This window comes from Streptomyces sp. MnatMP-M17 (genome assembly GCF_900091995.1).
In the GTDB taxonomy this organism is placed as follows: Bacteria; Actinomycetota; Actinomycetes; order Streptomycetales; family Streptomycetaceae; genus Streptomyces.
The window spans coordinates 1-12,019 of record NZ_FMDK01000206.1 but is presented as its reverse complement, the minus strand read 5'-3'; the positions used below and the strand labels follow the sequence as shown (position 1 = coordinate 12,019).

General features: G+C 66.7%; 10 protein-coding genes and 2 pseudogenes. 8 read left to right on the top strand and 4 right to left on the bottom strand.

The features are described from left to right. Window positions 1-413, bottom strand: a pseudogene (locus tag GA0115259_RS10160) (hypothetical protein); the annotation flags it as partial. A gap of 267 nt (window positions 414-680) precedes the next feature. After that, window positions 681-1,412 (bottom strand): TetR/AcrR family transcriptional regulator, encoded by a 732-nt coding sequence (locus tag GA0115259_RS10155; RefSeq protein ID WP_370747587.1) that lies wholly within the window; start codon window positions 1,410-1,412, stop codon window positions 681-683. Between the two features lie 148 nt (window positions 1,413-1,560). Between GA0115259_RS10155 and GA0115259_RS10150 the strand changes: the two genes are divergently transcribed. Together GA0115259_RS10150 and GA0115259_RS10145 are read left to right on the top strand one after the other, a co-directional pair. Next, window positions 1,561-3,168 carry an MFS transporter gene (locus tag GA0115259_RS10150; protein ID WP_093594052.1) on the top strand — a complete coding sequence of 536 codons (1,608 nt, stop codon included), beginning with the start codon at window positions 1,561-1,563 and terminating at the stop codon, window positions 3,166-3,168. A gap of 173 nt (window positions 3,169-3,341) precedes the next feature. Then, window positions 3,342-3,725: a peptidase inhibitor family I36 protein gene (locus tag GA0115259_RS10145; protein WP_093594049.1), complete on the top strand. Its 384-nt coding sequence runs from the start codon at window positions 3,342-3,344 to the stop codon at window positions 3,723-3,725. 95 nt (window positions 3,726-3,820) lie between these two features. Here GA0115259_RS10145 and aceE read toward each other — a convergent pair whose 3' ends face one another. Further along, window positions 3,821-6,553, bottom strand: a complete 2,733-nt coding sequence (gene aceE, locus GA0115259_RS10140) for a pyruvate dehydrogenase (acetyl-transferring), homodimeric type (protein ID WP_093594046.1) — start codon at window positions 6,551-6,553, stop codon at window positions 3,821-3,823. Window positions 6,554-7,093: 540 nt separating this feature from the next. Between aceE and GA0115259_RS10135 the strand changes: the two genes are divergently transcribed. The 6 genes from GA0115259_RS10135 to GA0115259_RS10110 all read left to right on the top strand — a co-directional run bounded on the left by GA0115259_RS10135 (window position 7,094) and on the right by GA0115259_RS10110 (window position 11,802). After that, the gene (locus tag GA0115259_RS10135; RefSeq protein ID WP_066944466.1) at window positions 7,094-7,531 is read left to right on the top strand and encodes a DUF3052 domain-containing protein; all 438 of its coding nucleotides are present in this window, start codon (window positions 7,094-7,096) and stop codon (window positions 7,529-7,531) included. Between the two features lie 174 nt (window positions 7,532-7,705). After that, complete coding sequence (locus GA0115259_RS10130; protein WP_093594043.1) at window positions 7,706-8,197, top strand: peroxiredoxin; 492 nt, start codon at window positions 7,706-7,708, stop codon at window positions 8,195-8,197. 128 nt (window positions 8,198-8,325) lie between these two features. Next, window positions 8,326-8,901 (top strand): TerD family protein, encoded by a 576-nt coding sequence (locus GA0115259_RS10125; protein WP_066944470.1) that lies wholly within the window; start codon window positions 8,326-8,328, stop codon window positions 8,899-8,901. Between the two features lie 202 nt (window positions 8,902-9,103). Further along, window positions 9,104-9,679, top strand: coding sequence for a TerD family protein (locus GA0115259_RS10120; protein ID WP_046502757.1), 576 nt, complete (start codon window positions 9,104-9,106; stop codon window positions 9,677-9,679). Window positions 9,680-9,730: 51 nt separating this feature from the next. Beyond that, a complete protein-coding gene (locus GA0115259_RS10115; protein WP_093594040.1) occupies window positions 9,731-10,870 on the top strand; it encodes a DUF475 domain-containing protein in 1,140 nt (379 codons plus the stop codon). A 194-nt stretch (window positions 10,871-11,064) separates the two neighbouring features. Beyond that, window positions 11,065-11,802, top strand: coding sequence for a TerD family protein (locus GA0115259_RS10110; protein ID WP_093594036.1), 738 nt, complete (start codon window positions 11,065-11,067; stop codon window positions 11,800-11,802). A gap of 16 nt (window positions 11,803-11,818) precedes the next feature. On the opposite strand, the pseudogene GA0115259_RS10105 reads toward GA0115259_RS10110, so the two are convergent. Beyond that, window positions 11,819-12,019: pseudogene (locus GA0115259_RS10105) on the bottom strand (TerD family protein); the annotation flags it as partial.

The following is a 12,019-nucleotide window of genomic DNA, read 5'->3' as shown; positions in this document are numbered from 1 at the left end:
CCCGCCTGCCGTCGGCCGTCCTCGGACAGTCTGGTGTCGTGCATACGGCGCTCCTCAACCACTCGCGCCCGCATCAGGGCAAGCCGGTTGGCGCGGTAGCGGAGCCCGACGGGCGCGCCGTTGAGATTGCCGACGACCAACGGATAGGTGGTGGCGAGCCGTTCCTGCTCCTCCTGGGTGAGGGAGTCGAAGAACGCGGCGAGGCGCTTCGGCGGCGAAGCGGGATTCGGCAGCTGCCGAACGCCTGTCCGGCCTCGCTCCCAGGCGTCAAGCGCGGCTTTCAGCGGCTCGCCCGGGCCGCGTTGACGCTGGACGGCGGTCCAGCCGGTGGTCGACAGCATCACGAACACGACGGCGAGGGCGAGCAGGGCGCGCCAGACGTTGAGAGTGGGGGAGGAGTCTAAAGAGGTCACTGTTCAACCAGACTAGGACGGGCGCGGGAGTCCTCGCGACACGGGTGATACGGATCACGGACGGGTGAGGGTTGAACCGAAGGTAACCTCACCGGCCGTGCAGGCGGCGCGCACGCTCCGGCGCGTTTTGGGTGTACGGCGGGCCAGACGGGTGTACGGAGGATCGGCGGAGCAGGACGCATCCGCCGCGTGTGTTGCGTGTGTTACGGAGAAAGGGCGTGCGGATACGGAGACGTGCGTGGACGTGCGGATACGGAGAAGGAGGGATCAGCCGCGTGTACGGCGGACCGGGCGGGCCGTCGGCCCGCCGCGTGCTCCGGCCGTCCACCAGTCCTCGGCGAGCGCGGGACCGAGATGGTCGAGATACCTCTCGGACAGATCGCGCAGTGTCTCCAGGCTCGCGTCCTGGCCCTGGCCCCAGAGCCGGCCCGTCACCCGCATCACACCGGTGAACGCGGCGACGGCCACCCGGGGTCGCGGATCGGTGTCCACGTCCAGGCCCTCGCGGTCGGCGAGCAGTTGGGAGAGCCCTTCCTCAAGACCGGCGGAGCGGCGCAGATGGACGGCGAGCAGGGCCGGCGTCGACTCGATCATCCGGTACGTCCGCATATACAGCTCGACCGGTACGACCGACTGGATCGTCTCGCCGACCGAGGTCCAGGCGGAGTCGACGGCGTTGCGCATCGCCTCCATCGGCCCTTCCGCGGCGGGCCGTCCGCGCAGTGCCTCGACAAACTTGTTCTCCACCATCTCCACGACGGCGAAGGCGACTTCTTCCTTGCTGGCGTAGTAGCGGAAGAAGGTGCGCTGCGAGACCTCGACGGCGTCGGTGATCTCGTCAATGGTGGTCTGCTCGTAGCCCTGGGCGGTAAACCGTTCGAGTGCCTCGCGCAGCAGGGCGTCGCGGGTGCGCTGCTTCTTGCGGGCGCGCAGTCCGCTCGGCTGTTCAGCCGCTGATATCTGATCCTGCCCGGCGGCTGTGTCCGGCCCGAGGGTCACCGAATGGTCCTCATTCCACCGCTTTCCATCTTCATTCGACTGGATCGGTCGAAAATCGACCGGCTCAGACGAACTGTGAGCTACGTGACAGTTACCAACTTGTGAAATGGTTTGTCAACTGTCAGTGGCTGACATTAGCGTACCCGGTATGACTAGTCAGACCACCGTCGACAAGGCGCCACAGAGCCCGGAATACCCGGCGCCCGCGCCAACCAAGGGACTGCGTGGCCATCCCTGGCTGACCCTTTTCTCCGTGGCGATCGGCGTCATGATGGTGGCGCTCGACGGCACCATTGTCGCGATCGCGAACCCTGCCATCCAGAAGGACCTCGGCGCCACTTTCGCCGATGTGCAGTGGATCACCAACGGTTACTTCCTCGCCCTCGCCGTGGCGCTGATCACCGCGGGCAAGCTCGGTGACCGCTTCGGCCACCGGCAGACCTTCCTCATCGGAGTCACCGGATTCGCCGCGGCCTCCGGAGCCATCGGCCTGTCCGACAGCATCGCTCTGGTCATCGTCTTCCGAGTGCTCCAGGGCCTCTTCGGCGCGCTGCTGATGCCGGCCGCGCTCGGCCTGCTGCGTGCCACCTTCCCGGCCGAGAAGCTCAATATGGCCATCGGTATCTGGGGCATGGTCATCGGTGCCTCCACCGCGGGCGGCCCGATCCTCGGCGGTGTGCTGGTCGAGCATGTGAGCTGGCAGTCCGTCTTCTTCATCAATGTGCCGGTGGGCGTGATCGCCCTCGTGGTCGGCGCCGTGATCCTCCGGGACCACCGGGCGGAGAACGCCCCGAAGTCCTTCGACATCCTCGGCATCCTGCTGCTCTCCTCCGCGATGTTCTGTCTGGTCTGGGCGATCATCAAGGCGCCCGTCTGGGGCTGGGGCTCCGGTACGACCTGGCTGTTCATCGGTGTCTCGGCGGCCTGCTTCGTCCTCTTCGGCTTCTGGGAGACCAAGGTCAAGGAGCCGCTCGTACCGCTGGGGCTCTTCAAGTCCGTACCGCTCTCCGCCGGTGTGGTGCTGATGGTGCTGATGGCCGTGGCCTTCCTGGGCGGCCTCTTCTTCGTCACCTTCTATCTCCAGAACGTGCACGGCATGAGCGCGGTCGACAGCGGTCTGCATCTGCTGCCGCTCACCGGCATGATGATCGTCGGCTCGCCGCTGGCCGGTGTGCTGATCACCAAGGCCGGCCCGCGTATCCCGCTGGCAGGCGGAATGGCGCTGACGGCGGCGGCCATGTTCGGTATGTCCACGCTGGAGACCGGCACCGGCAGCCTCGCCATGTCGATCTGGTTCGCGCTGCTCGGCCTCGGCCTGGCGCCGGTGATGGTGGGCGCGACCGAGGTCATCGTGGGCAATGCCCCGATGGAGCTGTCCGGAGTGGCCGGCGGGCTCCAGCAGTCCGCCATGCAGATCGGCGGCAGCCTCGGTACGGCCGTGCTGGGCGCCGTCATGGCCTCGAAGGTCTCCAACGACCTGCCGGGCAACTGGACCGACGCCGGTCTGCCGCCGCTCAACTCCGCGCAGGCGGAAGCGGCGGCCGAGGCGGTCCAGGTCGGTGTGCCTCCGGTGGAGCCGGGCACGCCCGCCGAGATCGCCGAGAAGATCACGGGCGTCGCCCACGACACATTCATGTCCGGGATGGGCCTGGCCTGTCTGGTCGCGGCCGGTGTCGCGACCGTGGCGATCTTTGTCGCGCTGCTGACGAAGAGTGGAGACAACGCGGAGGCGGCGGGCGGAGGAGTGCACATCTGACGTCAGCCCTCTGGTGACATCGCGTCAACTCAGCGCCTACGACAGCCCCGCCGGAACGTTCCGGCGGGGCTGTCGCCTATCCGGGTGGAGAGTGCCGTGGACCCTTTCCGAGGCCGAGCGCCGCAGGTCAGAGTGGCGTTGACCGATTTCGTCACACACGGGGACCGATCCATATGCGCAAGATCATGCTCATGCTCAGCACTCTGCTCGCAGTCATGTTCACCACTGTGCTCACCACACCGCCGGCCGGCGCCGAGGCGGCCCCGCCGCCGCGTCTTGGCGCGTGTGCCACGGGCGAGCTGTGTTTCTGGGCGAAGGCGGACTTCCAGGGCGCGCGGCAGACACGCGAACTGTCCGGTACGGAGATCGGGAGCTGTGTACCGCTCGCACCGGGTACGACCGCCCAGTCGCTGGCCAACCGCACCGGACGGAATGTGACCACCTATCAGTCCGTGGAGTGCGAGGAGACCGGGGAGTTCGAGACATATCCGGGCAAGGGCACCTGGGTACCCGGCTCGCCGTACCGCGTACGGGCGTTCAAGCTGTGGGAACGCTGACGTTCCACGGGCGTCGGCCGGCGGCCGTGGAATGGGCCGAGGGCGGCAGGACCGACCGGTCCCACCGCCCTCGTACACCGATCCGCGAACCGCTGTCAGGCGTCGCCGCCCGCCGCGCCCGGGTCGGCGGCCGAGGCGTCCAGCAGTCGGTAGCGGTCCACAGCCTGCTTCAGCACCGAACGGTCGACCCGGCCCTCCCTCGCCAGCTCGGTCAGCACTCCGAGCACGACCGACTGCGCGTCGATATGGAAGAAGCGACGGGCCGCGCCGCGCGTGTCCGCGAAGCCGAAACCGTCCGCGCCCAGCGACTGGTACGTACCGGGAACCCAGCGCGCGATCTGGTCGGGCACCGAACGCATCCAGTCGGAGACCGCCACGAACGGGCCCTCCGCGCCGGAGAGCTTCCGCGTCACATACGGGACGAGCTGCTCCTCCTCCGGGTGGAGCAGATTGTGCCGCTCCACCTCGACGGCCTCACGGCGCAGCTCGTTCCAGGAGGTCGCCGACCAGACGTCCGCCCTGACGTTCCACTCCTCGGCGAGCAGCCGCTGAGCCTCCAGCGCCCAGGGCACGGCCACACCGGAGGCCATGATCTGCGCCGGGATCGAGCCCTGCTCGCCGCGCCTGAAGAGGTGGATTCCCTTGAGGATGCCCTCCACGTCCACATCGGCCGGCTCGGCCGGGTGCTGGATCGGCTCGTTGTAGACGGTGAGGTAGTAGAAGATGTCTTCGCTATCGGGCCCGTACATCCGGCGCAGACCGTCCTTGACGATATGCGCGATCTCGAAGCCGTACGCCGGGTCGTAGGCGACACAGGCCGGATTGGTCGAGGCCAGCAGATGCGAATGGCCGTCCGCGTGCTGGAGACCTTCACCGGTCAGTGTCGTACGTCCGGCGGTCGCGCCCAGGACGAAGCCGCGGGCGAGCTGGTCGGACATCTGCCAGAACTGGTCGCCGGTCCGCTGGAAACCGAACATCGAGTAGAAGACATAGACGGGGATCAGCGGCTCGCCATGAGTGGCGTACGCCGAGCCCGCCGCGATCAGCGAGGCCGTACAGCCCGCCTCGGAGATGCCGTCGTGCAGCATCTGGCCCGTCGGCGACTCCTTGTACGCGAGCAGCAGCTCGCGGTCCACGGCCTCGTACTGCTGGCCCAGCGGGTTGTAGATCTTGGCGCTCGGGAAGAACGAGTCCATACCGAACGTGCGGTACTCGTCGGGAGCGATCAGCACGAAGCGCTTGCCGATCTCCTTGTCCCGCATCAGGTCCTTGAGCAGCCGGACGAACGCCATGGTGGTGGCGATCGACTGCTGGCCCGAGCCCTTCTTGACCGCCGCGTACGTCTTGTCCTCGGGCAGGTTCAGCGGCTTCGCCCGGACGACCCGGGTCGGTACGTATCCGCCCAGCGACTTGCGCCGGTCGTGCATGTACTGGATCTCCTCCGAGTCCCGGCCCGGGTGGTAGTACGGCGGCAGGCCGTCCTCCAGCTCCCGGTCCGTGATCGGGAGGTGCAGCCGGTCGCGGAAGCCCTTGAGATCGGAGACCGTCAGCTTCTTCATCTGGTGGGTCGCGTTGCGGCCCTCGAAGTTCGGGCCGAGCGTCCAGCCCTTGACCGTCTGCGCCAGGATCACCGTCGGCTGGCCCTTGTGGGCCTTGGCCGCCGCATACGCCGCGTAGACCTTCCGGTGGTCGTGACCACCGCGGCCGAGGTGCAGGATCTGGTCGTCGGTCATGTGCTCGACCATGGCGCGCAGCCGCTGGTCGTCGCCGAAGAAGTGCTCACGGATGTACGCGCCGGTCTCGGTGGCATACGTCTGGAACTGCCCGTCCGGCGTGGTGTTCAGCCGGTTGACCAGGACACCGTCCCTGTCCTGTGCGAGCAGCGGGTCCCAGGAGCGGTCCCAGACCAGCTTGATGACATTCCAGCCGGCGCCGCGGAACTGCGACTCCAGCTCCTGGATGATCTTGCCGTTGCCGCGCACCGGGCCGTCGAGCCGCTGGAGGTTGCAGTTCACGACGAAGGTCAGATTGTCCAGGCCCTCACGGGCGGCGATGGAGAGCTGGCCCAGCGACTCGGGCTCGTCCATCTCACCGTCGCCGAGATACGCCCAGACATGCGAGGCGGAGGTGTCGGCGATACCGCGCGCCTCCATATAGCGGTTCATCCTGGCCTGGTAGATCGCGCCGAGCGGGCCGAGGCCCATCGAGACGGTCGGGAACTCCCAGAAGTCCGGCATCAGCCGCGGGTGCGGATAGCTGGACAGTCCGTACGGCGCCTTCGACTTCTCCTGGCGGAACGCGTCGAGCTGTGCCTCGCTCAGCCGGTCCAGCAGAAAGGCACGGGCGTAGATGCCGGGAGAGGCATGGCCCTGGAAGAAGATCTGGTCGCCGCCGTCGCCGCGGTCCTTGCCCCGGAAGAAGTGGTTGAAGCCCACGTCGTAGAGCGAGGCGGAGGAGGCGAAGGTGGCGATATGGCCGCCGACGCCGATGCCCGGGCGCTGTGCGCGCGAGACCATCACGGCCGCGTTCCAGCGGGTCGCGTTGAGGATCTTGCGCTCGATCTCCTCGTTGCCCGGGAAGAACGGCTCGTCCTTGGTGGCGATGGTGTTGACGTAGTCCGTGCTGCGCATCTCGGGCACGGCCACCCGCTTCTCGCGGGCACGCTCGATCAGCCGGAGCATCAGATAGCGGGCGCGCTCACGGCCCCGCTCGTCGACAGCGGCGTCGAGCGAGTCGAGCCACTCCTGGGTCTCTTCGGGATCGAAGTCCGGGACCTGGCTGGGCAGGCCGCCAATGATGATCGGGGTGCGATCGGATCCGGAAGCCACGCTTGTCCTTCGCTGGTTGGTCGTGTCGTGCCCTGCACACGGTCGATGCGGTGCACGCCGTCGGAATACTGCTCGCTACGCGGGCCCGGGGATCCGAGGGATTCTCACCGGAGTCCCCAGGGAGTGGGCACGCACGCCGCCTCCATCGTGTACCGCTGCGGAGGAAACGTCATCTCTACCGAGGGGTAACCAGGTATATCCGGAGAATCCCGCCCCGTTCCCGGGCTCGCGGCGGTCTTCGGTTCGGTCAAATCGCAACCTTACGCCCAACCCGTCTATGTGTTTCGTTCGGCCGTTCGGACCTGATTGGCGTACTGAAGCGGCATAACATGGCGAAGGAGGAGGAAACGTATGGCCCGCGTTACAGGAGACGGTGGCGAAGTGACAGGAGATGCGGCGAAGAGGCCGGGAACGTCACCGTTTCGGCGGTCTCGGCGGCCGGGTACTTGCGCGATCCGTCCCGCCCGTGTGGACTACGGCCAATGCCCCGCGCACGCGCGGGTCTGAAGCATTTTCCGAAACATGATCAGGAGGCAATCCGTGAGCGCGACCGCGGACCACGCGGAGGAACGGACCAACCTTGCCGCAAGGCTGGGGTTCGAACCCGGACAGGTGGTCCAGGAGATCGGCTACGACGACGACGTCGAGCAGGAGCTCCGCGAGTCCATCGAGGCTGTCATCGGCCAGGAGCTCGTCGACGAGGACTATGAGGACGTGGCCGACGCCGTCCTGCTGTGGTTCCGTGACGAGGACGGCGACCTTACGGACGCGCTGGTGGACGCCATCGGTCTGATCGAGGAGGGCGGAGCGGTCTGGCTGCTGACGCCCAAGACCGGCCGTGATGGCTACGTCGAACCGAGCGACATCAACGAGGCCGCCCAGACCGCGGGCCTGTCCCAGACCAAGAGCATCAACGCCGGCAAGGACTGGACCGGCAGCCGGCTCGTCACCCCCAAGGCGGCGAAGTCGAAGCGCTGACCCCGGGCGCCCCGAGGGCGCGAGACGCGGCAGCACCTGCCAAGCAGCCTTGACGGCCCCCGCCGACCTCTCCGTCGGCGGGGGCCTCGCGCATCCGGTCCGATCCATGGCACCACGCCCTAGGCTGGACGGTGACGGACGGCACAGGGCCGGCCACGTGAAAGGACGTATCCCATGGCGGTCGAGGTCGGCGCTCTCGCCCCGGACTTCGAGCTCAAGGACAACCACGGACGGACCGTGCGGCTGTCCGACTTCCGCGCGGCCGGCGGCGGAGCCGAAGGTGCGGACGGCGGCGGGAAGAATGTGGTGCTGCTCTTCTATCCCTTCGCCTTCACCGGAGTCTGCACGGGCGAGCTGTGCGCGCTCCGGGACGAGCTGCCCTCGTTCGTCAATGAGGACACCCAGCTCCTCGCCGTCTCGAACGACTCCATCCACACCCTGCGTGTCTTCGCCGAGCAGGAGGGTCTGGAGTACCCGCTGCTGTCGGACTTCTGGCCGCACGGCGAGGTCTCGCGCGCGTACGGAGTCTTCGACGAGGAGAAGGGCTGCGCCCTGCGCGGGACGTTCATCCTCGACAAGGAGGGCATCGTGCGCTGGAGCGTCCTCAACGGTCTGCCGGACGCCAGGGACCTCGGCGACTACATCAAGGCGCTCGCCGCGCTCTGAACCGCACGGTGAGCCACCCGGCCCCGCGAAATCGCACAGTGGCCGGGAACCGGTCACTAGGATCCAGTCGTTGATCCGATGCAACGCTTCAGGGGCAGCGCCGCCCCGAGAAACCAAAGGGAGGACTCGTGGGAGTCAGCCTCAGCAAGGGCGGAAACGTCTCGCTGACCAAGGCCGCGCCCAACCTGACCGCGGTCACCGTGGGTCTGGGCTGGGACGTCCGTACGACCACCGGCAGTGACTTCGACCTCGACGCCAGCGCCCTGCTGACCAATGCCGAGGGCAAGGTCGCCGTCGACGGCAATTTCGTCTTCTTCAACAACCTCAAGAGCCCCGACGGCTCCGTCGAGCACACCGGTGACAACCTCACCGGTGAGGGCGAGGGCGACGACGAGGCGATCAAGGTCAATCTGGCCGCGGTCCCCGCCGATGTCGACAAGATCGTGTTCCCCGTCTCGATCTACGAGGCGGAGAGCCGCCAGCAGTCCTTCGGCCAGGTGCGCAACGCGTTCATCCGCGTCGTCAACCAGGCCGACAACAACGAGCTGGCGCGGTACGACCTGAGTGAGGACGCCTCGACGGAGACCGCGATGGTCTTCGGCGAGCTGTACCGCAACGGCGCGGAGTGGAAGTTCCGCGCCATCGGCCAGGGCTACGCCTCGGGGCTGCGCGGTATCGCGCAGGACTTCGGCGTCAACGTCTGAACGGCTCGTCTTTCCGTGTCCGGCGCCGCACACTTCTGTGCGGCGCCGTACGCGTCTCGGATTCGCTCCCGGATCCGGTTACGGATCCGTACGCGCATCGGTACGGCGGGAGCGGCATGAACAAGGTTTGAAGGGGCAGGACGTCAGGCGCGTCTTGACCTCGCTGCACGGCACCACATCACCTCGGGGAGGACTCACCATCATGGGCGTCACACTCGCCAAGGGAGGCAATGTCTCCCTCTCCAAGGCCGCACCCAATCTCACCCAGGTGCTGGTCGGGCTCGGCTGGGATGCGCGCTCCACCACCGGAGCGCCCTTCGACCTCGACGCCAGCGCCCTGCTGTGCCAGTCGGGACGGGTGCTCGGCGACGAGTGGTTCATCTTCTACAACAATCTGACGAGCCCGGATGGGTCCGTCGAGCACACCGGTGACAACCTCACCGGTGAGGGCGAGGGCGACGACGAATCCCTGCTGGTCGACCTCTCCAAGGTGCCGGCGCACTGCGACAAGATCGTCTTTCCGGTCTCGATCCATGAGGCCGACAATCGCGGCCAGACATTCGGCCAGGTCAGCAATGCCTTCATCCGGGTGGCCAATCAGGCCGACGGCCAGGAACTGGCGCGGTACGACCTGAGTGAGGACGCCTCCACGGAAACGGCGATGATCTTCGGCGAGCTCTACCGCTATGGCGGCGAGTGGAAGTTCCGGGCCGTGGGACAGGGGTACGCGTCGGGGCTGCGAGGCATCGCTCTAGACTTCGGGGTCAACGTTTCGTAAAGCAGTACTCTGCGCGGGGGAAAACCCGTTAATCACCAGATGGGGTAGCCAGTGATCCTGAAAACCTTCGGCTGGTCGTTCGCCATCACGGCGGTCGGCCTCGCCTTCGCGGCCTGGCAGTGGGGGTGGGAGGCGTTCGGGATCGTACTGATCCTGTCGATCCTTGAGATCTCTCTGTCGTTCGACAACGCGGTCGTCAACGCCGGTGTCCTGAAGAAGATGAATGCCTTCTGGCAGAAGATCTTCCTCACGGTCGGCATTCTTATCGCGGTGTTCGGTATGCGACTGGTGTTCCCCGTCGTGATCGTGGCCATCAGTGCCAAGGTCGGACCGATCGACGCCGTACAGCTCGCGCTGGACGATCCCGACCGGTACAAGAACCTGGTCACCGACGCCCATCCGGCCATCGCCGCCTTCGGCGGGATGTTCCTGTTGATGATCTTCCTGGACTTTATTTTCGAGGAGCGGGAGATCGCCTGGCTGAGCTGGCTGGAGCGGCCTCTGGCCAAGCTCGGCAAGGTCGACATGCTGTCGGTCTGCATCGCGCTGATCGTGCTGCTGGTGACGGCGCTGACCTTCGCCACCCATGCCCACACCAGCTCGGGCTACGCGGACAAGTCCTCCACCGTGCTGCTCGCCGGTGTCGCGGGACTGATCACCTATCTCGTCGTCGGCGGTCTCTCGGGCTACTTCGAGAACCGGCTGGAGGAGCAGGAGGAGCACGAACAGGAAGAGGAGGAGAAGGCCAAGGCCGAGGGCAAGAGCGTCTCGGCGGTGGGGCTGGCCGGCAAGGCCGCCTTCTTCCTCTTCCTGTATCTGGAAGTGCTGGACGCGTCCTTCTCCTTCGACGGTGTCATCGGCGCCTTCGCCATCACCAACCACATCTTCTGGATGGCGCTGGGCCTCGGTATCGGCGCGATGTACGTCCGGTCCCTCACTGTCTATCTCGTCCGCCAGGGCACCCTGGACGACTATGTGTATCTGGAGCACGGCGCGCACTACGCGATCGGTGCGCTGGCCGTGATCCTGCTGGTCACCATTGAGCACTCGATCAATGAAGTCATCACCGGTCTGATCGGTGTTGTCCTGATTGCGGCCTCTTTCTGGTCATCGGTGCGCAGGAACAGAGCGCTGGAAGCGGCGGGCGGCGACAAGGATCCCGATGACGACAAGGCGACGCTGACTGTCTGAGGTGGCGCCTCGCAGCTGGGCCGTGCGCCGGTGAGCCCTCCGGTGAGCCGGTTCTCCGAGGTGTGACCTGGAGTGGATTTCGGGAACGCTCTGGACGGGGCGGCCGTGAGGCGGAAGCCTGACGGCCGCCCCGTTGTTCCGTGTGCTGGTGGTTCCGTGTGCTGGTGGCGAGTTGATGACAGGGGTGGGCGGGCATGGCCTTCTGGGACTATCTGTGGCAGGGAAGGGCGTCGGATTTTGATTCGGGGAGCGCCGGGTCCAACTCCATCGAGCTGACCAGGCGACGTCCTTCGGTCTCGCTCTCCAAGCAGGGCGCGGCCACGGGCAATCTGCGGGTCAATCTCTCCTGGCGGATGCGCACTTCGGACATCGAGGACCGGTCCCGGCAGAACAGTTCGCTGCTGCGGCACCCGCTCAAGCTCTTCAAGCCCGATGTGGTGCAGGCCCATACCCAGGGCATGGTCAATGTGGACCTCGATCTGGGCTGTATGTACGAGCTGACCGACGGCAGCAAGGGCGTGGTGCAGCCGCTGGGCGGCTTCCTCGGAGATCTCAACGATCCGCCGTTCGTCAAGCTCAGCGGTGACGACCGGTTCGGCTCCGGCTCGGGCGAGACGATCTATGTCAATCTCGATCACTGGGAGGAGATCAAGCGGCTGCTGTTCTTCGTCTACATCTACGACCAGACGCCGGCCTTCGACCGTACGCATGCCCATGTGACGCTCTACCCGAGCAGTGGTCCGCGGATAGAGATCGCACTCGACGAGGACGCGCCGGAGGCCCGCTCGTGTGCGGTGTTCTCGGTGGAGAACGTCAAGGGCGAGCTGATCGTGCGCCGCGAGGTGAAGTTCGTCTACGGCTTCCAGGCGGAGCTGGACCGGCTGTACGGCTGGGGCCTCCAGTGGGGGCGTGGCTACAAGACGAAGACCTGAGCGGGCGGCCCCGGTGCTACTGGCTGATGAACTGCGGTCCCATCGGGGGCAGCCGGAAGTTCGGATCGGGTGCGGGAGCCGCTGCGGCGGCGGGTTGCGGATAGCCGTAGGCGGGTTGCGGCCGGGGCGCCGCCACCGGCTGCGGATAGCCGTAGGTGGGCGGAGCCGCGGGCAGCGCGGGCTGCGGATAGCCGTACGCGGGCGCCATCGGCTGCGT

Coding starts and splice junctions, on each gene's coding strand:
- GA0115259_RS10150 (WP_093594052.1), top strand. CDS start 1,561: ATGACTAGTCAGACCACCGTCGACAAGGCGCCACAGAGCCCGGAATAC.
- GA0115259_RS10145 (WP_093594049.1), top strand. CDS start 3,342: ATGCGCAAGATCATGCTCATGCTCAGCACTCTGCTCGCAGTCATGTTC.
- GA0115259_RS10130 (WP_093594043.1), top strand. CDS start 7,706: ATGGCGGTCGAGGTCGGCGCTCTCGCCCCGGACTTCGAGCTCAAGGAC.
- GA0115259_RS10120 (WP_046502757.1), top strand. CDS start 9,104: ATGGGCGTCACACTCGCCAAGGGAGGCAATGTCTCCCTCTCCAAGGCC.
- GA0115259_RS10110 (WP_093594036.1), top strand. CDS start 11,065: ATGGCCTTCTGGGACTATCTGTGGCAGGGAAGGGCGTCGGATTTTGAT.